Below are 20,704 nucleotides of genomic sequence, written 5' to 3'. Positions count from 1 at the left end.
AGGCAGCCGCGTCGCGGACGCGTGAGTCCCGTGTCAGGGACGCGTTAAGTCACAGGCGGACCCCGCAACCTTCCAGGTGCGGGGTCCGTCTTTTCTTTGTGCGACCTGAGCCCGGGCTGTCAGTGCCCTGGGCTACGGTGCGGATACAGGCAACTCGCATAGGGGTGGGACGAGATGAAGAGCACGACCGTGCGCCGGATGACCCTCTCGATCGCCGCGGTCACCGCGCTGACGGGGGTGGCCGCCTGCGGCTCCTCCGACGGCTCCGGTAAGGCGGACAAGGCGGTGGGCAAGACCGTGACGCGCGTCAGCCCGATAGCCGCCCTGCGGTCCGCGGAGAAGTCCACCGACAAGGCCGACTCGGCGAAGGTCCGTTCCAGCACGACGATCGGCACGACGATGTCGATGACCGCGGACGGCGCGCTCACCTGGGGTGACGGCCTCAAGGGCAACCTCACCATCACCTACACCGGCGGCAAGATGGCCGACGCGATGCGCCAGCTGGGCTCCACGCAGATGCAGGCCCGCTATCTGCCGGACGCCTACTACGCCAAGATGAGCGAGAAGTTCGCCCAGCAGACCGGCGGCAAGCACTGGGTCAAGTACGCCTACGACGACCTCGCCAAGCTCGGCGGCAGCTCCGGGGCGTACATGAAGGACCAGATGCAGAACACCACGCCGAACCAGTCGGTGCGGCTGCTGCTGGCCTCCGGTGACGTGAAGAAGGTCGGCCAGGAGCAGGTCTCGGGGCAGAGCGCCACGCACTACTCGGGCAAGGTCGACGTCGCCGGCCTCGCCGCGAAGAACAGCAACCTCACCGCCGAGCAGCTGGCCGGCCTGAAGAAGCAGCTCAGCCAGGCCGGGGTCACCACGGAGACCGTCGACATCTGGGTCAACGACCAGGACCTGCTGGTCAAGAAGGTCGAGAAGGCCGACATGACGGCCGGCACGATGACCAGCACGGCGTACTACAGCGACTACGGGGTGCAGGTCACCGCCGTCGCACCGCCCGCCGGTGACACCAAGGACTTCAAGGACCTCATGCAGGCCGGCGGCACGGCCGGCGGAGGCACCGGCGTCAGCTCCTGACCCCGCCCCGGCAGCCCCCGGGCGGGCACCCGTACGGCCGCGGAGGCCCCCCGGCCGGGCACCCGTACGGTCCGCGCCCCTCCCGGGCGGGCAACCAGGCGGCCGCGGGGCCCCCGCGTAAGCGCCCGTACGGTCCACCGAAGCCCCCGGGCGGGCACCCGTACAGCCCGATTTGCTCGGGGGCGCCCCGGTCCCGTACTCTCCTACAGAAGCCAAAGACCGCTGGTCGTTGCCGTGCGCTCATTCGAGGGTGCGGTGGCCGAAGGATCCGCTGAAAAGTGGGCGACCCGCGCAGGTGACTGTGGAAGAACTCCCGGACACACGCCCCGGCGTGTGATCGGTCGAGTCCGCCCCGTGCGCCTGCGCCGGGGCGTTTCGTTTCCCCAGTCCTCCTTCGGGTCCGCGCGGTCCGAATCACCCGGAAGGAGGCCGAGGCTCTATGGCGAGGCCCGACAAGGCTGCCGCGGTTGCCGAGCTGACGGACAAGTTCCGCAACTCGAACGCTGCCGTGCTGACCGAGTACCGCGGTCTCACCGTGGCGCAGCTCAAGACGCTGCGCCGGTCGCTCGGTGAGAACGCCCAGTACGCCGTGGTGAAGAACACGCTGACCAAGATTGCGGCCAACGAGGCCGGGATCTCGACGCTGGACGACCAGTTCAATGGTCCGACGGCTGTCGCCTTCATCACCGGTGACCCGGTGGTGTCGGCGAAGGGTCTCCGTGACTTCGCCAAGGACAACCCCAACCTCGTCATCAAGGGCGGTGTCCTTGACGGCAAGGCGCTGTCCGCCGACGAGATCAAGAAGCTTGCGGACCTCGAGTCCCGCGAGGTTCTGCTCGCCAAGCTGGCGGGCGCCATGAAGGGCAAGCAGACGCAGACTGCTCAGCTCTTCCAGGCGCTTCCCTCGAAGCTCGTCCGCACCGTGGACGCGCTCCGTGCCAAGCAGGCCGAGCAGGGCGGTGCCGAGTAATTCGGCTCGCTTCCTGACCCTGGCCGCCGCCTGACGGCCGAGGTCGAGCGGGCCAACGTACGCCCGCCAGTCATGTACATACGGCACCAGCCGATTGAGTGGAAGGATCGCCCATCATGGCGAAGCTCACCCAGGACGACCTGCTCGCGCAGTTCGAGGAGATGACCCTCATCGAGCTCTCCGAGTTCGTGAAGGCCTTCGAGGAGAAGTTCGACGTCACCGCCGCCGCCGCGACCGTCGTCGCCGGCCCCGCCGCGGGTGGCCCGGCCGCCCCCGCCGAGGAGGAGAAGGACGAGTTCGACGTCATCCTCACCGGCGCCGGCGACAAGAAGATCCAGGTCATCAAGGTCGTGCGCGAGCTGACCTCCCTCGGCCTGAAGGAGGCCAAGGACCTGGTCGACGGCACCCCGAAGCCGGTCCTGGAGAAGGTCAACAAGGAAGCCGCCGAGAAGGCCGCCGAGTCCCTCAAGGGCGCCGGCGCCTCCGTCGAGGTCAAGTAAGACCTCCCCGGTTCTCCGAACCCCTTTGCGCGCTGACCACGCCCCCTGAGGGGCTGTAACGCGAACGCACCGAAGAGCGATCATCCATCCGGGTGGTCGCTCTTCGGCGTGTCCGGGGGAGGGGCCGCGGTTGCCTTGCACTCGTGACGGCGAGGGGTATGGTGATCTTCGTCCTGTCTCCGGAACGGTCCACATCGGGCTGGGGGGCCTTGACGAACCGCACGCAGCGCGCAATTCTCAGGACGCGTCGTCACAAGGATCCGTATCCGAGGCATGGATCGGCGGCGAAGAGGGCAGTATCAACGTGCGTTGAGGGCAGCATGCCGAGGGCGTTGACGAAGGCGATGAGAACAGCGAGGGTCTCGCGAAACCCGCACTGGACATCAGTGTGCCAAGTGGCTACACTGACCCTTTGCGCTGCCTGTTAGCTGTCCCCTGCCCGTCACCAGGGGTCTGCCCTCACCCGAGCACTGTCGACCGACACCCTCTGACCTGGGTTCTCTGTCGCTGTGTGCGGCACGAGGGACTGGTACGCGCGTAGTGAGTCCGAGCCCTCGGAAGGACCCCCTCTTGGCCGCCTCGCGCAATGCCTCGACCGCGAATATGAACAACGCTGCCAGCACCGCCCCGCTGCGCATCTCCTTTGCAAAGATCAAGGAGCCCCTTGAGGTTCCGAACCTTCTCGCCCTGCAGACCGAGAGCTTCGACTGGCTCCTCGGGAACAGTGTCTGGAAGGCTCGTGTCGAGGCGGCTCTGGAGTCCGGTCAGGACGTCCCGACCAAGTCCGGACTGGAGGAGATCTTCGAGGAGATCTCCCCGATCGAGGACTTCTCCGGTTCGATGTCGCTGACGTTCCGCGACCACCGTTTCGAGCCCCCGAAGAACAGCATCGACGAGTGCAAGGACCGTGACTTCACGTACGCGGCCCCGCTCTTCGTCACCGCCGAGTTCACGAACAACGAGACCGGCGAGATCAAGTCCCAGACCGTCTTCATGGGCGACTTCCCGCTCATGACGAACAAGGGCACCTTCGTCATCAACGGCACCGAGCGTGTCGTGGTGTCGCAGCTGGTCCGTTCGCCCGGCGTCTACTTCGACTCCTCCATCGACAAGACGTCCGACAAGGACATCTTCTCCGCCAAGATCATCCCGTCCCGGGGTGCCTGGCTGGAGATGGAGATCGACAAGCGCGACATGGTCGGCGTCCGCATCGACCGCAAGCGCAAGCAGTCCGTCACCGTGCTCCTGAAGGCTCTCGGCTGGACGACCGAGCAGATCCTTGAGGAGTTCGGCGAGTACGAGTCGATGCGCGCCACCCTGGAGAAGGACCACACCCAGGGCCAGGACGACGCACTGCTCGACATCTACCGCAAGCTGCGCCCGGGCGAGCCCCCGACCCGCGAGGCCGCGCAGACGCTGCTGGAGAACCTGTACTTCAACCCCAAGCGCTACGACCTCGCCAAGGTCGGCCGCTACAAGGTCAACAAGAAGCTCGCCGCGGACGCCCCGCTGGACGCCGGTGTGCTGACCGTCGAGGACGTCCTCGCGACGATCAAGTACCTGGTCAAGCTGCACGCCGGCGAGACCGAGACGGTCGGTGACAACGGCCAGACGATCGTCGTCGAGACCGACGACATCGACCACTTCGGCAACCGTCGTCTGCGCAGCGTCGGCGAGCTGATCCAGAACCAGGTCCGTACGGGTCTCGCCCGTATGGAGCGCGTCGTGCGCGAGCGCATGACCACCCAGGACGTCGAGGCGATCACGCCGCAGACCCTGATCAACATCCGGCCGGTCGTCGCCTCCATCAAGGAGTTCTTCGGCACCAGCCAGCTGTCGCAGTTCATGGACCAGAACAACCCGCTGTCGGGTCTCACCCACAAGCGCCGCCTGTCGGCCCTTGGCCCGGGTGGTCTCTCCCGTGAGCGGGCCGGCTTCGAGGTCCGTGACGTGCACCCCTCGCACTACGGCCGCATGTGCCCGATCGAGACGCCCGAAGGCCCGAACATCGGTCTGATCGGCTCGCTCGCCTCCTACGGCCGGGTCAACGCGTTCGGTTTCGTCGAGACGCCGTACCGCAAGGTCATCGACGGCCAGGTCACCGACGAGGTGGACTACCTGACCGCCGACGAGGAGGACCGCTTCGTCATCGCGCAGGCCAACGCGCCGCTGACCGACGAGCTCCGCTTCGCCGAGAACCGCGTGCTGGTCCGCCGCCGCGGCGGCGAGGTCGACTACGTCGGCGGCGAGGACGTGGACTACATGGACGTCTCGCCGCGCCAGATGGTGTCGGTCGCGACCGCCATGATCCCCTTCCTGGAGCACGACGACGCCAACCGTGCCCTCATGGGCGCGAACATGATGCGCCAGGCCGTCCCGCTCATCAAGAGCGAGGCCCCGCTCGTCGGCACCGGCATGGAGTACCGCTCCGCCGTCGACGCCGGCGACGTCGTCAAGGCCGAGAAGGCGGGTGTGGTCCAGGAGGTCTCCGCGGACTACATCACCACCGCGAACGACGACGGCACGTACATCACGTACCGCCTGCACAAGTTCGCCCGCTCCAACCAGGGCACCTCGGTCAACCAGAAGGTCATCGTCAACGAGGGCGACCGGATCATCGAGGGCCAGGTCCTCGCCGACGGTCCGGCCACCGAGAACGGTGAGATGGCCCTCGGCAAGAACCTGCTGGTCGCGTTCATGCCGTGGGAGGGTCACAACTACGAGGACGCGATCATCCTGTCGCAGCGCCTCGTGCAGGACGACGTCCTCTCCTCGATCCACATCGAGGAGCACGAGGTCGACGCCCGTGACACCAAGCTCGGCCCCGAGGAGATCACCCGGGACATCCCGAACGTCTCCGAGGAGGTCCTCGCCGACCTCGATGAGCGCGGCATCATCCGCATCGGCGCCGAGGTCGTCGCCGGCGACATCCTGGTCGGCAAGGTCACCCCGAAGGGTGAGACCGAGCTGACCCCGGAGGAGCGCCTGCTGCGCGCGATCTTCGGTGAGAAGGCCCGTGAGGTCCGCGACACCTCGCTGAAGGTGCCGCACGGTGAGATCGGCAAGATCATCGGCGTGCGCGTCTTCGACCGCGAGGAGGGCGACGAGCTTCCCCCCGGTGTGAACCAGCTGGTGCGCGTCTACGTCGCGCAGAAGCGCAAGATCACCGACGGTGACAAGCTCGCCGGCCGGCACGGCAACAAGGGTGTCATCTCCAAGATCCTGCCGATCGAGGACATGCCGTTCCTGGAGGACGGCACCCCGGTCGACATCATCCTGAACCCGCTGGGTGTGCCGTCCCGAATGAACCCGGGACAGGTCCTGGAGATCCACCTCGGCTGGCTCGCCAGTCGCGGCTGGGACGTCTCCGGCCTCGCCGACGAGTGGGCCCAGCGCCTGCAGGCCATCGGCGCGGACAACGTCCAGCCGGGCACCAACGTCGCCACCCCGGTGTTCGACGGTGCCCGCGAGGACGAGCTGGCGGGTCTGCTGCAGCACACCATCCCGAACCGCGACGGCGAGCGCATGGTGCTCCCGACCGGCAAGGCGCGGCTGTTCGACGGCCGCAGCGGTGAGCCGTTCCCGGACCCGATCTCGGTCGGCTACATGTACATCCTGAAGCTGCACCACCTGGTCGACGACAAGCTGCACGCCCGTTCGACCGGCCCGTACTCGATGATCACCCAGCAGCCGCTGGGTGGTAAGGCCCAGTTCGGTGGCCAGCGCTTCGGTGAGATGGAGGTGTGGGCGCTGGAGGCGTACGGCGCCGCCTACGCCCTCCAGGAGCTGCTGACCATCAAGTCCGACGACGTCACCGGCCGCGTGAAGGTCTACGAGGCCATCGTCAAGGGCGAGAACATCCCGGAGCCCGGCATCCCCGAGTCCTTCAAGGTGCTCATCAAGGAGATGCAGTCGCTCTGCCTGAACGTGGAGGTGCTGTCCAGCGACGGTATGTCCATCGAGATGCGTGACACCGACGAGGATGTCTTCCGCGCAGCGGAGGAGCTCGGCATCGACCTGTCCCGGCGCGAGCCGAGCAGCGTCGAAGAGGTCTGACGGGAGTCCGGCGGGGCCCTCACCCCTTGAGGGCCCCCGCCGACCCCCAGGCCCCCGTTTCAGACCACAGACTTACAACCCTGAGAGGGATTGACGCATAGTGCTCGACGTCAACTTCTTCGATGAGCTCCGGATCGGTCTGGCCACCGCTGACGACATCCGTCAGTGGAGCCACGGCGAGGTCAAGAAGCCCGAGACCATCAACTACCGCACCCTCAAGCCGGAAAAGGACGGACTCTTCTGCGAGAAGATCTTCGGCCCCACCCGGGACTGGGAGTGCTACTGCGGCAAGTACAAGCGCGTCCGCTTCAAGGGCATCATCTGCGAGCGCTGCGGCGTCGAGGTCACTCGCGCCAAGGTGCGTCGTGAGCGGATGGGCCACATCGAGCTGGCCGCGCCCGTCACGCACATCTGGTACTTCAAGGGCGTCCCGAGCCGGCTGGGCTACCTGCTCGACCTGGCTCCCAAGGACCTCGAGAAGGTCATCTACTTCGCGGCGTACATGATCACGTTCGTCGACGAGGAGCGCCGTACGCGCGACCTGCCCTCCCTGGAGGCGCACGTCTCCGTGGAGCGCCAGCAGGTCGAGAACCGTCGCGACGCCGACCTGGAGGCCCGCGCCAAGAAGCTCGAGACCGACCTGGCCGAGCTGGAGGCCGAGGGCGCCAAGGCCGACGTGCGCCGCAAGGTGCGCGAGGGCGCCGAGCGCGAGATGAAGCAGCTGCGCGACCGCGCGCAGCGCGAGATCGACCGCCTCGACGAGGTGTGGACCCGGTTCAAGAACCTCAAGGTCCAGGACCTGGAGGGCGACGAGCTGCTCTACCGCGAGCTGCGTGACCGCTTCGGCACGTACTTCGACGGCTCGATGGGTGCCGCGGCGCTGCAGAAGCGCCTGGAGTCCTTCGACCTGGAGGAGGAGGCCGAGCGCCTCCGCGAGATCATCCGCACCGGCAAGGGCCAGAAGAAGACCCGTGCGCTCAAGCGCCTCAAGGTCGTCTCCGCGTTCCTGCAGACGTCCAACAGCCCCAAGGGCATGGTGCTCGACTGCGTGCCGGTCATCCCGCCGGACCTGCGTCCGATGGTGCAGCTGGACGGTGGCCGCTTCGCGACCTCCGACCTGAACGACCTGTACCGCCGTGTCATCAACCGCAACAACCGCCTGAAGCGGCTTCTCGACCTCGGCGCGCCCGAGATCATCGTGAACAACGAGAAGCGCATGCTCCAGGAGGCCGTCGACGCGCTCTTCGACAACGGCCGCCGCGGCCGCCCGGTGACGGGCCCCGGCAACCGTCCGCTGAAGTCGCTGTCCGACATGCTCAAGGGCAAGCAGGGCCGCTTCCGGCAGAACCTGCTCGGCAAGCGAGTCGACTACTCGGCGCGTTCCGTCATCGTCGTCGGCCCGCAGCTGAAGCTGCACCAGTGCGGTCTGCCGAAGGCGATGGCGCTGGAGCTGTTCAAGCCGTTCGTGATGAAGCGCCTGGTCGACCTGAACCACGCGCAGAACATCAAGTCGGCCAAGCGCATGGTCGAGCGTGGCCGCACCGTCGTGTACGACGTCCTCGAAGAGGTCATCGCCGAGCACCCGGTGCTGCTGAACCGTGCGCCCACCCTGCACCGCCTCGGCATCCAGGCCTTCGAGCCGCAGCTGGTCGAGGGCAAGGCCATCCAGATCCACCCGCTCGTCTGCACCGCGTTCAACGCGGACTTCGACGGTGACCAGATGGCCGTGCACCTGCCGCTTTCCGCGGAGGCGCAGGCCGAGGCCCGCATCCTGATGCTGTCCTCGAACAACATCCTCAAGCCCGCCGACGGCCGTCCGGTGACGATGCCGACCCAGGACATGGTCCTCGGTCTGTTCTTCCTCACCACCGACGGCGAGATGCGGGACACCAAGGGCGAGGGCCGGGCGTTCGGTTCCACCGCCGAGGCGACCATGGCGTTCGACGCCGGCGAGCTCGCGCTCCAGTCGTCCGTCGACATCCGCTTCCCGGTGGGCACCATCCCGCCGCGCGGCTGGACCCCGCCGGTCTCCGAGGAGGACGACGCCGACGCCGCCGCCTGGCAGCAGGGCGACCCGTTCCGCCTCAAGACCACGCTGGGCCGCGCGCTCTTCAACGAGCTGCTGCCCGAGGACTACCCGTTCGTCGACTACTCGGTCGGCAAGAAGCAGCTCGGTGAGATCGTCAACGACCTCGCCGAGCGCTACCCCAAGGTGGTCGTGGCGGCGACGCTCGACAACCTGAAGGCGGCCGGCTTCTACTGGGGCACCCGCTCCGGCGTCACCGTGGCCATCTCCGACGTCGTCGTTCCCGAGGCGAAGAAGGAGATCGTCAAGGGCTACGAGGCGCAGGACGAGAAGGTCCAGAAGCAGTACGAGCGCGGTCTGATCACCAAGGAAGAGCGCACGCAGGAGCTCATCGCGATCTGGACCAAGGCGACCAACGAGGTCGCCGAGGCGATGAACGCGAACTTCCCGAAGACGAACCCCATCTTCATGATGGTCGACTCGGGTGCGCGCGGAAACATGATGCAGATGCGTCAGATCGCCGGTATGCGTGGTCTGGTGTCCAACGCCAAGAACGAGACCATCCCGCGGCCCATCAAGGCGTCGTTCCGTGAGGGTCTGTCCGTGCTGGAGTACTTCATCTCCACGCACGGTGCCCGTAAGGGTCTGGCGGACACCGCTCTGCGTACCGCCGACTCGGGTTACCTCACCCGTCGTCTGGTCGACGTCTCCCAGGACGTCATCATCCGCGAGGAGGACTGCGGCACCGACCGCGGTCTGAAGCTGCGGATCGCCAACCGCGGCGCCGACGGTGTGCTGCGCAAGGCGGACGACGTCGAGACCAGCGTCTACGCCCGCATGCTCGCCGAGGACGTCGTCATCGACGGCAAGGTGATCGCGCCGGCCAACGTGGACCTCGGTGACGTGCTCATCGAGCAGCTGGTGCACCACGGCATCGAGGAGGTCAAGACCCGCTCGATCCTGACCTGCGAGTCCCACGTCGGCACCTGCGCGATGTGCTACGGCCGCTCGCTCGCCACCGGCAAGCTGGTCGACATCGGTGAGGCGGTCGGCATCATCGCCGCCCAGTCCATCGGTGAGCCCGGCACCCAGCTGACGATGCGCACCTTCCACACCGGTGGTGTGGCCGGTGACGACATCACCCAGGGTCTGCCGCGTGTCGTCGAGCTCTTCGAGGCCCGTACCCCGAAGGGCGTCGCCCCGATCTCCGAGGCCAACGGCCGCGTGCGGATCGAGGAGACCGAGAAGACCAAGAAGATCGTCGTCACCCCGGACGACGGCAGCGACGAGACGGCGTTCCCGATCTCGAAGCGCGCCCGTCTGCTGGTGTCCGAGGGCGAGCACGTCGAGGTGGGCCAGAAGCTCACCGTGGGTGCCACCAACCCGCACGACGTGCTGCGCATCCTGGGTCAGCGGGCCGTCCAGGTCCACCTGGTCGGCGAGGTCCAGAAGGTCTACAACTCGCAGGGTGTGTCGATCCACGACAAGCACATCGAGATCATCATCCGGCAGATGCTGCGCCGGGTGACGATCATCGAGTCGGGCGACGCTGAGCTGCTGCCCGGCGAGCTGGTCGAGCGCTCGAAGTTCGAGACCGAGAACCGTCGTGTGGTCCAGGAGGGCGGTCACCCGGCCTCCGGCCGGCCGCAGCTCATGGGTATCACCAAGGCCTCGCTGGCCACGGAGTCCTGGCTGTCGGCGGCGTCCTTCCAGGAGACGACGCGAGTCCTCACGGACGCGGCGATCAACGCCAAGTCCGACTCGCTGATCGGCCTCAAGGAGAACGTCATCATCGGTAAGCTCATCCCGGCCGGTACGGGCCTGTCCCGCTACCGCAACATCCGGGTCGAGCCGACCGAGGAGGCCAAGGCCGCGATGTACTCGGCCGTCGGCTACGACGACATCGACTACTCGCCGTTCGGCACGGGCTCCGGCCAGGCCGTCCCGCTGGAGGACTACGACTACGGTCCGTACAACCAGTAGGCGAGCACGGTCCGCAGGGCGGTCACTCCGTAGGGAGTGGCCGCCCTGCGGCCTTTCCCGGCGCCGGCCCCGGCCGCGCCGGCGCCTTCGGGTGCCGAGTGTCATACGGCGACCGCCGGCGCGTGGTGGCTGGTCGCGCAGTTCCCCGCGCCCCTGAGGGGGCGCAGCCCGCGCCGAGGCGGTCCCCCGGCTCGGCGGGCGTCCGGCGGCCCCAGGACGGCGCTCGGAGTGGCTCTACGGGCCTTCTGGCGCTCCTGGCAGGAGGGGCGGTCGGGGGTCGGGGGAGGGCAGGACGGCTTCTGTTTTGACCGGAGTCGTTGGGCTGGGTACGCTCAGACCTTGTGCCTGGGGTGTGCCCTGACCCTGTTGCGTGCCTGTAAACCGCAGCGGAGCCGAGAGCGGCCACCGTGATCCGTGCCCTTTTCGCCTCGCGGCGGAAGCCTGCGGATCCGACACACCCGACCGCGTGGGTCGGCGAAGTTCCAGGTTAGCTGTACAAATCGGCACACAGAAACCGGAGAAGTAGTGCCTACGATCCAGCAGCTGGTCCGTAAGGGCCGGCAGGACAAGGTCGAGAAGAACAAGACGCCCGCACTCGAGGGTTCCCCTCAGCGTCGTGGCGTCTGCACGCGTGTGTTCACGACCACCCCGAAGAAGCCGAACTCGGCCCTGCGTAAGGTCGCGCGTGTGCGTCTGACCAGCGGGATCGAGGTCACCGCTTACATTCCGGGTGAGGGACACAACCTGCAGGAGCACTCCATCGTGCTCGTGCGCGGCGGCCGTGTGAAGGACCTGCCGGGTGTTCGCTACAAGATCATCCGTGGCTCCCTCGACACCCAGGGTGTCAAGAACCGCAAGCAGGCCCGTTCCCGCTACGGCGCCAAGAAGGAGAAGTAGAAATGCCTCGTAAGGGCCCCGCCCCGAAGCGCCCGGTCATCATCGACCCGGTCTACGGTTCTCCTCTGGTCACGTCGCTGATCAACAAGGTGCTGCTGAACGGCAAGCGCTCCACCGCCGAGCGCATCGTCTACGGCGCCATGGAGGGTCTGCGTGAGAAGACGGGCAACGACCCGATCATCACGCTGAAGCGCGCGCTGGAGAACATCAAGCCGACCCTCGAGGTCAAGTCCCGCCGCGTCGGTGGCGCCACGTACCAGGTGCCGATCGAGGTCAAGCCCGGTCGTGCGAACACCCTGGCGCTGCGCTGGCTCGTCGGCTACTCCCGCGCCCGTCGCGAGAAGACCATGACCGAGCGTCTGCTCAACGAGCTTCTCGACGCCTCGAACGGCCTCGGTGCGGCCGTGAAGAAGCGCGAGGACACCCACAAGATGGCCGAGTCCAACAAGGCCTTCGCGCACTACCGCTGGTAGTCGCTACCCACATCGAGACCGAGAGAAGACTGAAGCCTTATGGCTACCACTTCACTTGACCTGGCCAGGGTCCGCAACATCGGGATCATGGCCCACATCGACGCGGGCAAGACGACCACCACCGAGCGGATCCTGTTCTACACCGGCGTTTCGTACAAGATCGGCGAGGTCCACGACGGCGCCGCCACGATGGACTGGATGGAGCAGGAGCAGGAGCGTGGCATCACGATCACGTCCGCTGCCACCACCTGCCACTGGCCGCTGGAGAACAACGACTACACGATCAACATCATCGACACCCCGGGGCACGTCGACTTCACCGTCGAGGTGGAGCGCTCCCTGCGTGTGCTCGACGGTGCCGTGACCGTGTTCGACGGTGTCGCCGGTGTCGAGCCCCAGTCCGAGACGGTGTGGCGTCAGGCCGACCGTTACGGCGTGCCGCGTATCTGCTTCGTGAACAAGCTGGACCGTACCGGCGCCGAGTTCCACCGCTGCGTGGACATGATCTCGGACCGCCTGGGCGCCCAGCCGCTGGTCATGCAGCTCCCGATCGGTGCCGAGGCCGACTTCAAGGGCGTCGTGGACCTGGTCCGCATGAAGGCGCTCGTGTGGTCCGCCGAGGCGGCGAAGGGCGAGATGTACGACGTCGTCGACATCCCGGCCACGCACACCGAGGCCGCCGAGGAGTGGCACAACAAGCTCGTCGAGGCCGTCGCGGAGAACGACGAAGAGATCATGGAGCTGTTCCTGGAGGGCCAGGAGCCCTCGGAGGAGCAGCTGTACGCCGCGATCCGTCGTATCACCATCGCCTCGGGCAAGTCGTCGGACACCACGGTCACCCCGGTGTTCTGCGGTACCGCGTTCAAGAACAAGGGCGTCCAGCCCCTGCTCGACGCGGTCGTGCGCTACCTGCCGACCCCGCTCGACGTCGAGGCCATCGAGGGCCACGACGTCAAGGACGCCGAGGTCGTCGTCAAGCGCAAGCCGTCCGAGGACGAGCCGCTGTCGGCCCTCGCGTTCAAGATCATGAGCGACCCGCACCTGGGCAAGCTCACCTTCGTCCGGGTCTACTCGGGCCGCCTGGAGTCCGGCTCCGCCGTGCTGAACTCCGTCAAGGGCAAGAAGGAGCGCATCGGCAAGATCTACCGCATGCACGCCAACAAGCGTGAGGAGATCGAGTCGGTGGGCGCCGGCGACATCGTCGCGGTCATGGGTCTGAAGCAGACCACGACGGGCGAGACGCTGTGCGACGACAAGCAGCCGGTGATCCTGGAGTCCATGGACTTCCCGGCGCCGGTCATCCAGGTCGCCATCGAGCCCAAGTCGAAGGGCGACCAGGAGAAGCTGGGCGTCGCGATCCAGCGCCTGGCCGAGGAGGACCCGTCGTTCCAGGTCCACTCGGACGAGGAGACGGGCCAGACCATCATCGGTGGTATGGGCGAGCTGCACCTCGAGGTGCTGGTCGACCGTATGCGCCGTGAGTTCAAGGTCGAGGCCAACGTCGGCAAGCCGCAGGTCGCGTACCGCGAGACGATCCGCAAGGCCGTCGAGCGCGTGGACTACACCCACAAGAAGCAGACCGGTGGTACCGGTCAGTTCGCCAAGGTGCAGATCGCGATCGAGCCCATCGAGGGCGGCGACGCCTCGTACGAGTTCGTGAACAAGGTGACCGGTGGCCGTATCCCGAAGGAGTACATCCCTTCGGTCGACGCCGGTGCGCAGGAGGCCATGCAGTTCGGCATCCTCGCCGGCTACGAGATGACGGGCGTCCGCGTCACGCTCATCGACGGTGGCTACCACGAGGTCGACTCCTCCGAGCTGGCCTTCAAGATCGCCGGTTCGCAGGCCTTCAAGGAGGCCGCTCGCAAGGCCAGCCCCGTGCTGCTTGAGCCGATGATGGCCGTCGAGGTCACCACGCCCGAGGACTACATGGGTGACGTCATCGGCGACATCAACTCCCGCCGTGGCCAGATCCAGGCCATGGAGGAGCGGGCCGGTGCCCGCGTCGTGAAGGGCCTCGTGCCCCTGTCGGAGATGTTCGGCTACGTCGGCGACCTCCGTAGCAAGACGTCGGGTCGCGCGAGCTACTCGATGCAGTTCGACTCCTACGCCGAGGTTCCGCGGAACGTCGCCGAGGAGATCATCGCGAAGGCCAAGGGCGAGTAACGCACCGCGTTTAACACGCCGCGTTCACACGCCTTAGGCTTGACCCCGGAGCCTCAAGGGGCAAACAGCCGCAAACACGGATGTTTGCCCCGGGTACCGGTTCCGGGTTTTGACAGCAAAGATCACCTGGCGCCGATGAAGTAAGGCGTACAGAACCACTCCACAGGAGGACCCCAGTGGCGAAGGCGAAGTTCGAGCGGACTAAGCCGCACGTCAACATCGGCACCATCGGTCACATCGACCACGGTAAGACGACCCTCACGGCCGCCATTACCAAGGTGCTGCACGACGCGTACCCGGACCTGAACGAGGCCTCGGCCTTCGACCAGATCGACAAGGCTCCCGAGGAGCGCCAGCGCGGTATCACCATCTCCATCGCGCACGTCGAGTACCAGACCGAGACGCGTCACTACGCCCACGTCGACTGCCCCGGTCACGCGGACTACATCAAGAACATGATCACGGGTGCGGCGCAGATGGACGGCGCCATCCTCGTGGTCGCCGCCACCGACGGCCCGATGCCGCAGACCAAGGAGCACGTGCTCCTGGCCCGCCAGGTCGGCGTTCCGTACATCGTCGTCGCCCTGAACAAGGCCGACATGGTGGACGACGAGGAGATCCTGGAGCTCGTCGAGCTCGAGGTCCGTGAGCTCCTCTCCGAGTACGAGTTCCCGGGCGACGACGTTCCGGTCGTCAAGGTCTCGGCGCTCAAGGCACTCGAGGGCGACAAGGAGTGGGGCCAGTCGGTCCTGGACCTGATGTCCGCCGTCGACACCGCCATCCCGGAGCCGGAGCGCGACGTCGACAAGCCGTTCCTGATGCCGATCGAGGACGTCTTCACGATCACCGGCCGTGGCACCGTCGTCACCGGTCGTATCGAGCGTGGTGTCCTCAAGGTCAACGAGACCGTCGACATCATCGGCATCAAGACCGAGAAGACCACCACCACGGTCACCGGCATCGAGATGTTCCGCAAGCTGCTCGACGAGGGCCAGGCCGGTGAGAACGTCGGTCTGCTGCTCCGCGGCATCAAGCGCGAGGACGTCGAGCGCGGCCAGGTCATCATCAAGCCGGGCTCGGTCACCCCGCACACCGAGTTCGAGGCGCAGGCCTACATCCTGTCCAAGGACGAGGGTGGCCGCCACACGCCGTTCTTCAACAACTACCGTCCGCAGTTCTACTTCCGCACGACGGACGTGACCGGCGTGGTGACCCTCCCCGAGGGCACCGAGATGGTCATGCCGGGTGACAACACCGAGATGAAGGTGGAGCTCATCCAGCCCGTCGCCATGGAAGAGGGCCTGAAGTTCGCCATCCGTGAGGGTGGCCGGACCGTGGGCGCCGGCCAGGTCACCAAGATCAACAAGTAAGTCTTGTTGGCTTGACCGCCTGGTAGCTCCCCGGAGCTCCTGAAGGGCCCGTACGACCTCGGTCGTACGGGCCCTTCGCCATGCGCGGCCCTTCGCCGTGTGCGCCGTACACTTCCCATGATTGGTCTGGACCTGTACTGGGGAGGATCGCGATGCGCAGCACCACCGTCCCGCCGGGGACGACCCCTCTCGTCCCGCGCCCGGGGGAGCCGCCCCTGCACCGGCTGGAGGTGGCCGGCCCCGACGGGCTGCCGTTCGCCGCGGGCTCCTTCGACGCGATGGGCCCGCTGTCCCGGACCACGCACCCGCACCGGCACACCTTCTACGAGATCGTCCACGTCACCGCCGGTTCCGGCGCCCATGTCGTCGACCTGGCCCGCTGGCCGGTACGGCCGCCGCACCTGGCCGTGATCCTGCCCGGCCAGATCCACCACTGGCAGGACGGGCGCGGACTGGACGGCACGCTCGCCCTGTTCACCGAGGACTTCCTGGTGGACCACCCCGGCGACATCGACCTCCTGCGCGGGCTCGGCCGCACCTGCTGGTTCGCCCTGGACGCCGAGGACGACGTACGCGTCGGCGGCCTGATGGCCGACCTGGCGGCGGAGCACCGGCAGCGGGCCCCCGGACACGAGAGCGTGCTCCGCGCGCTCCTGCACGTCCTGATCGTCCGCGCGGCCCGCCTGGACCGGCGGGGGGAGACCGGCCCGGGACGCCCCCGCTCCGGCCCGCGTCCCGGGCCCCGCGGGCTCGCCGAGGCGTTCGCGCGGCTGACGGCGCGGCGGGAGGCGGCGGCCTGGTCGGTGGGGGAGTGCGCCGAGCGGCTCGGCGTCTCGCCCGGCCACCTCAACCAGGCCGTGCGCGCCTCTACCGGCCGCAGCCCCGGCCGGCTGCTCATCGAGGCGCGGGTGTACCAGGCCCAACGCCTGCTGGCCCACACGGAGTTACCGGTACGGCAGGTGGCGGCGCGCGTCGGCATCACCGACCCCGCCTACTTCTGCCGGTTCTTCCGGCGCGAGACCGGCCGCAGTCCCGGTGACTTCCGAAAGCACCACAGTCGCCACGACCAGTCCATCGAAGCGCCGGACGGACCCGCCTAGGTTCGTTGCCGATCCGCATGGCCCCTCGCCCCGCCCCCACAAGGAGCAGGTATGGACAGCGAGCCGCACTCCCCGAACCCCTCGCCCTCCGAGCAGTCCCGGCCGGAGTCCCGGCCGGAGTCCCGGCCGGTATCCCGGCCGATCTCGCGCAAGACGGTCCTGCGCGCGGCGGTCGCGGCCGGTGCCGCGATCCCGGTCGCCCTCATCGGCGGCCCGGCCCTCGCCCGCACCATGGCCGCCACCGGCACGAGCGTGCCCCTCACCCCGCCCTGCGACGACGGCGACGACCCCACGCCGGAGCAGATCGAGGGCCCCTACTTCAAGCCCAACTCGCCCGAGCGCACGAGCCTGTTGGAGCCCGGCATGCCCGGCACCCGCCTCACGGTGTCCGGCTACGTCTTCGGCAGCGCCTGCCTCCCCGTCGCCGGTGCCCTGCTGGACTTCTGGCAGGCGGACGACAACGGCGCCTACGACAACACCGGGTTCACCCTGCGCGGCCACCAGTACACCGACTCCACCGGCGCGTTCGGCCTGACGACCATCGTCCCGGGCCTCTACCCCGGCCGCACCCGGCACATCCACGTCAAGCTCCAGGCGCCGGGCCGCCCGATCCTCACCACCCAGCTGTACTTCCCGAACGAGCCGCGCAACAGCACCGACACGATCTTCGACCCGCGCCTGCTGATGACCGTGCGCGACGGCAACGGGGGCCGCGAGGCCGCGTTCGACTTCGTCCTCGACGTCCCGCAGGACCCGGGCGGGGGCGGCGACCCCACCACCCCGCCGCCCTCCGGCACCACCTGGGCCGCCGGCACGACGTACCGCCCCGGCGACCGCGTGACCTACGCCGGCAAGCCCTACGTCTGCCTCCAGACCCACACGGCCCAGACCGGCTGGGAACCCCCGTCGGTCCCGGCCCTGTGGCAGGCCGGCTGAGGGGGCCGGCCAGGGCCGGTGCCGGGGGGTGTACGTGGGCTCCTCGGCACCGGCATCCGCTTCGCAGGCCGAACTCGATGTCGGGCGCGCGTTCCAGATAGCTTGTTGTGCGGCAGACTCGCGATTTCGCCGACACGGGGAGATGTTCCAGGTGGACCGGCCGGCAGAACGAGGATGCACTCTGCGGGAGAGCCGATGACCACGCCACGGCTGCGTGCTGCGGACGATGACGGCGTCACCTGGGACGACCCGTCCGGGCAGGACATCCAGCGGCTCTACGCCGGACTCAACGCGCGTCGGCGCTTCCTTGTTCTGGAGAGGATCGACGTCCCCGAGCGCGAACTCGGGCAGCACTACGTGCAGGTCGCTCTCAACGACGACTTCACCGTGGTCCTCGAGTACCGGGACGGGGCCGCCGACAGACACTACCGAAGTGAAGTCGACGTCCCGTCGGACCAGGGCGGAAGTGACCTCGTGGTCCCGGTGCTGCTCGGATGGGCGGCCGGCCACCAGGACTGGCGGGGCGGTCTCGCATGGGTCCGGTGGGACGTGACAAAAGAGCGCCCGTGGGGCGGGTACGGCTAGCAGCGGTGCTGCGCGCACTGGGCCCGCACGAGAGGCTCAGCCCGGGGTGACCGCTACTCGGTCTCGAAGATCTCGTCGGTGGTCGCTGCGGTCACGGCGCGCAGGAGCCAGGTCCGCAGGACTTCGGGGTCGCCGCAGCCGGTGATGCGGCTGCGGGCCTCCTCGGAGACGGGTACGCCGCGCTGCTCAAGGACCAGCAGGACGTCCTCGGCGCGGCCCTGGACACGGCCCTGCTCACGGCCTTCGTCGCGGATTTCCTCGGAGATGTAGGACTTGTAGAAGGAGAGGTCCACGGCCACCAGGTTCCTCCAGAAGTGCTTGGCCGGGCGGTTTCCCAGCCCTTGCGCGGTGAATTCGATGATGGGGTCTGCGACGTCTTCGGGCACGTCCCGCAGCGCGGTGGACAGGGCTTTCAGTATGGCACCGATGTGTGGACCCGCCGCGTGTGTGATGGCCGCGAGCGCGGTCAGCGCCAGGTCGGTACGGGCTTCGTCGGGGTCCGTGATCACGGGCATGTTGTGCGGTCCGGCGACGATGGGCCGGACGGTCAGCGACGGCCACGAACAGAATCCGATGGGCTCGGGCCGGGTCGCCCATTCGGCCGTTGCGCGGTCCTGGCAGACCACGAGCAGCAGAGGCGGCAGGCGGTATTTGTTGCGCAGGTAGGCGAGGTAGTAGCTCCAGCTGGCCGGTTTCTCCAGGTCCTTTTTCTTCTGCGCCTCGATCGCGAGGAGGAAGGGCCCGTGGTGCTCCGTCTCGACTTTCAGCAAGGTGTCGATGCGGCGGTCGACGGGCTTCGTCTCGGTGACGTCGTTGGGCAGCACACTGACTCCGGTGGCCTGGGGGAACGGGATGCTGAGTGCTTCGGAGACGCGTGAGAAGAGGCCGGGGTAGTCCTGGAAGATGCGGTGCATCGCCTCGTGGGACGAGGTGACCATGGGGCTCCTTCTTGGGATCAGGGGTAGCCAGCCGCCGTACGACAGTCCCGGCATCGGGTTACTCCCTCGGGCGCTCGGATGCCGCGGTCGCAGCCGTCGCAGTTGGTGACGCGGAGTCGCTCGGCCGGCGGGGCGGTCGGTGTGCGCAGCGGGGGCGGGGGCGGGAGCTGGGCCGTGAGGCGGTGGGCGAGGAAGGCTGCTGGGCGGCGTGGGCCCTCCGGTGGGAGGTCGGTGGTCAGGGCTCGGCGTACGGCACTCGGCGGGACCTCGTACTGCAGCCAGGCCGCGACGCCGGGGGCCAGGTGGGCCGTGTCGCAGGCCGAGAGGAGGAGGCGAGGGTCCTCGCGGTGGAGGGTGGCGAGGAGGTCGGTGGCCTGCTGGAGGAGGGTGGGGTGGGGGTACGCCGGTTGGGGGACCGGGGGAAGGGGGTGCCGCTTCTTGCGGGGTTCTTCGGGGGGTGCCGCCCGGGGGGCGGGTGCGGGCGCGTGGTCTCGGTGTGCTGCCGCCTGCCGTGGCTGGTTGCAGCTGATCGTGCGGGTGACGATGCGGCCCGTGTGCGTGCGTTCGCGTACGCGGCGCAGGTAGCCGTGGGCCTCCAGTTCGCGCAGCCCGGCGGCGATGCGGGTGCGGCCCTCCGGGAAGCGTTCGGCGAGGGTCTTGATGTCCACCGGCGCGTTCGTCGGCAGCGACTGGATGTGTACGGCCAGGGCGATGGCGACGAGGGACAGCTCGGCGTGCTGGGCGAGGTGGTTACCGATCACCGTGAAGCGGGTGGTGTGGCGGGAGTTGTCGTGGGTGACGCCGTAGGCATGCCCGCGGCGCCGTGAATTCCCCCGGGAGGGGGGTTCGTTCACTTCGTTCGCGGCAATGGCTGACTGGGCGCGCGGGGGCACGCTAGGGTTCACGGTACCCATCGGGAAGCTCCTACTTCCTCGGTGGCCAGGCCCTCGATCGGGATTGCTACTCCCGGCCGGGGGCCGTCGCATGTGTGCGGTTGTTTGCGCTGAGAGTAGGGCAGTTGAGGGGCCCGAAATCCAGCTGAGCCGGTGATGTTCACCCGCCCGAGTGAGCGGCCGTCCCGGGCGGGAGGGGTGGGGCTTGGTGGGGCTCCTTTCCCCCGAGTTCCTTTAGTGGGAATCGCCTGCGGCCCCGGAGACCGCCGGTTCGGGTTCCGGCCCTGAGCAGCACACTTGCGCCCACACGGTCTTGCGCGGGAACCGGTCCTCGCGTACGCCCCACCGGTCCGCGAGCGCGTCCACGAGGAGGAGGCCCCGGCCCGATTCCGCGTCAACGGACGGCCGTTGGGGCTGGGGGAGGCGGTCACCTCGCGTGTCGGACACCTCGATACGGAGTGTGTCGCCGACGACGTACAGCGTCAGCCGGAAGTCCCGGCCGGGTACGCGGCTGTGCGTGACCGCGTTGGCCGCCAGTTCGGCGACGACGTGGCTCGCACTCTCCGTGGGCAGGCCCCAGTGCCGTAGGTGCGCCTCCGCGAGCAGCCTGGCCAGGCGGGCTCCGCGCCTCGTCGCTGACAGCAGCACGCTGAAGTTCGGGAACTGGTCGGCCTGTTGGGCCGTGGACTCGGCTACGGCGATTTCCTGATTCACATCACTCA

Annotated in this window: 15 protein-coding genes; 12 read left to right on the top strand and 3 right to left on the bottom strand. The window is 67.9% G+C overall.

Translation table 11 applies throughout. The annotated features are described in order from the left end of the window. Positions 1-174: 174 nt before the first annotated feature. The 12 genes from DBP14_RS13180 (at position 175) to DBP14_RS13120 (ending at position 18,151) form a co-directional block, all read left to right on the top strand. On the top strand, positions 175-1,089 hold the full coding sequence (locus tag DBP14_RS13180) for a hypothetical protein (RefSeq protein ID WP_129307414.1): 915 nt from the start codon (positions 175-177) through the stop codon (positions 1,087-1,089). 439 nt (positions 1,090-1,528) lie between these two features. Further along, entirely contained in the window at positions 1,529-2,059 is a 531-nt protein-coding gene (rplJ, locus tag DBP14_RS13175; protein WP_129307413.1) for a 50S ribosomal protein L10, read from the top strand. A gap of 116 nt (positions 2,060-2,175) precedes the next feature. Continuing rightward, complete coding sequence (gene rplL, locus DBP14_RS13170; RefSeq protein WP_129307412.1) at positions 2,176-2,559, top strand: 50S ribosomal protein L7/L12; 384 nt, start codon at positions 2,176-2,178, stop codon at positions 2,557-2,559. Positions 2,560-3,129: 570 nt separating this feature from the next. Next, on the top strand, positions 3,130-6,615 hold the full coding sequence (gene rpoB, locus DBP14_RS13160; RefSeq protein WP_129307411.1) for a DNA-directed RNA polymerase subunit beta: 3,486 nt from the start codon (positions 3,130-3,132) through the stop codon (positions 6,613-6,615). A gap of 100 nt (positions 6,616-6,715) precedes the next feature. Beyond that, positions 6,716-10,624, top strand: a complete 3,909-nt coding sequence (locus DBP14_RS13155; protein WP_129307410.1) for a DNA-directed RNA polymerase subunit beta' — start codon at positions 6,716-6,718, stop codon at positions 10,622-10,624. A gap of 525 nt (positions 10,625-11,149) precedes the next feature. Continuing rightward, positions 11,150-11,521 (top strand): 30S ribosomal protein S12, encoded by a 372-nt coding sequence (gene rpsL, locus DBP14_RS13150; protein ID WP_003948652.1) that lies wholly within the window; start codon positions 11,150-11,152, stop codon positions 11,519-11,521. Between the two features lie 2 nt (positions 11,522-11,523). Beyond that, positions 11,524-11,994, top strand: a complete 471-nt coding sequence (gene rpsG / locus DBP14_RS13145) for a 30S ribosomal protein S7 (RefSeq protein ID WP_003992340.1) — start codon at positions 11,524-11,526, stop codon at positions 11,992-11,994. Between the two features lie 39 nt (positions 11,995-12,033). Beyond that, positions 12,034-14,160, top strand: coding sequence for an elongation factor G (gene fusA, locus DBP14_RS13140; RefSeq protein WP_129307409.1), 2,127 nt, complete (start codon positions 12,034-12,036; stop codon positions 14,158-14,160). Positions 14,161-14,336: 176 nt separating this feature from the next. Beyond that, positions 14,337-15,530 carry an elongation factor Tu gene (tuf, locus tag DBP14_RS13135; RefSeq protein ID WP_129307408.1) on the top strand — a complete coding sequence of 398 codons (1,194 nt, stop codon included), beginning with the start codon at positions 14,337-14,339 and terminating at the stop codon, positions 15,528-15,530. A 152-nt stretch (positions 15,531-15,682) separates the two neighbouring features. Further along, positions 15,683-16,630, top strand: a complete 948-nt coding sequence (locus DBP14_RS13130) for a helix-turn-helix domain-containing protein (RefSeq protein WP_129307407.1) — start codon at positions 15,683-15,685, stop codon at positions 16,628-16,630. Between the two features lie 51 nt (positions 16,631-16,681). Beyond that, on the top strand, positions 16,682-17,566 hold the full coding sequence (locus tag DBP14_RS13125) for a carbohydrate-binding protein (RefSeq protein WP_164992323.1): 885 nt from the start codon (positions 16,682-16,684) through the stop codon (positions 17,564-17,566). Between the two features lie 195 nt (positions 17,567-17,761). Further along, positions 17,762-18,151 carry a hypothetical protein gene (locus DBP14_RS13120; RefSeq protein WP_129307406.1) on the top strand — a complete coding sequence of 130 codons (390 nt, stop codon included), beginning with the start codon at positions 17,762-17,764 and terminating at the stop codon, positions 18,149-18,151. 53 nt (positions 18,152-18,204) lie between these two features. Here DBP14_RS13120 and DBP14_RS13115 read toward each other — a convergent pair whose 3' ends face one another. From DBP14_RS13115 to DBP14_RS13105, 3 genes are all read right to left on the bottom strand, one after another. Next, the gene (locus DBP14_RS13115; protein ID WP_129307405.1) at positions 18,205-19,089 is read right to left on the bottom strand and encodes a hypothetical protein; all 885 of its coding nucleotides are present in this window, start codon (positions 19,087-19,089) and stop codon (positions 18,205-18,207) included. 17 nt (positions 19,090-19,106) lie between these two features. Beyond that, entirely contained in the window at positions 19,107-20,003 is an 897-nt protein-coding gene (locus DBP14_RS13110; protein WP_129307404.1) for a helix-turn-helix domain-containing protein, read from the bottom strand. 213 nt (positions 20,004-20,216) lie between these two features. Then, a complete protein-coding gene (locus tag DBP14_RS13105; protein WP_241740893.1) occupies positions 20,217-20,696 on the bottom strand; it encodes an ATP-binding protein in 480 nt (159 codons plus the stop codon). Between the last annotated feature and the right edge of the window lie 8 nt (positions 20,697-20,704).

Origin of the sequence: Streptomyces sp. L2, assembly GCF_004124325.1 — a bacterium.
GTDB lineage: Bacteria > Actinomycetota > Actinomycetes > Streptomycetales > Streptomycetaceae > Streptomyces.
Note: the sequence above shows the minus strand (reverse complement) of the source record. Positions and strands in the feature narration are given on the sequence as shown.

Coding starts and splice junctions, on each gene's coding strand:
- DBP14_RS13180 (WP_129307414.1), top strand. CDS start 175: ATGAAGAGCACGACCGTGCGCCGGATGACCCTCTCGATCGCCGCGGTC.
- rplJ (WP_129307413.1), top strand. CDS start 1,529: ATGGCGAGGCCCGACAAGGCTGCCGCGGTTGCCGAGCTGACGGACAAG.
- rplL (WP_129307412.1), top strand. CDS start 2,176: ATGGCGAAGCTCACCCAGGACGACCTGCTCGCGCAGTTCGAGGAGATG.
- rpsG (WP_003992340.1), top strand. CDS start 11,524: ATGCCTCGTAAGGGCCCCGCCCCGAAGCGCCCGGTCATCATCGACCCG.
- fusA (WP_129307409.1), top strand. CDS start 12,034: ATGGCTACCACTTCACTTGACCTGGCCAGGGTCCGCAACATCGGGATC.
- DBP14_RS13130 (WP_129307407.1), top strand. CDS start 15,683: ATGCGCAGCACCACCGTCCCGCCGGGGACGACCCCTCTCGTCCCGCGC.
- DBP14_RS13125 (WP_164992323.1), top strand. CDS start 16,682: ATGGACAGCGAGCCGCACTCCCCGAACCCCTCGCCCTCCGAGCAGTCC.
- DBP14_RS13120 (WP_129307406.1), top strand. CDS start 17,762: ATGACCACGCCACGGCTGCGTGCTGCGGACGATGACGGCGTCACCTGG.
- DBP14_RS13115 (WP_129307405.1), bottom strand. CDS start 19,089: ATGGTCACCTCGTCCCACGAGGCGATGCACCGCATCTTCCAGGACTAC.
- DBP14_RS13110 (WP_129307404.1), bottom strand. CDS start 20,003: ATGGGTACCGTGAACCCTAGCGTGCCCCCGCGCGCCCAGTCAGCCATT.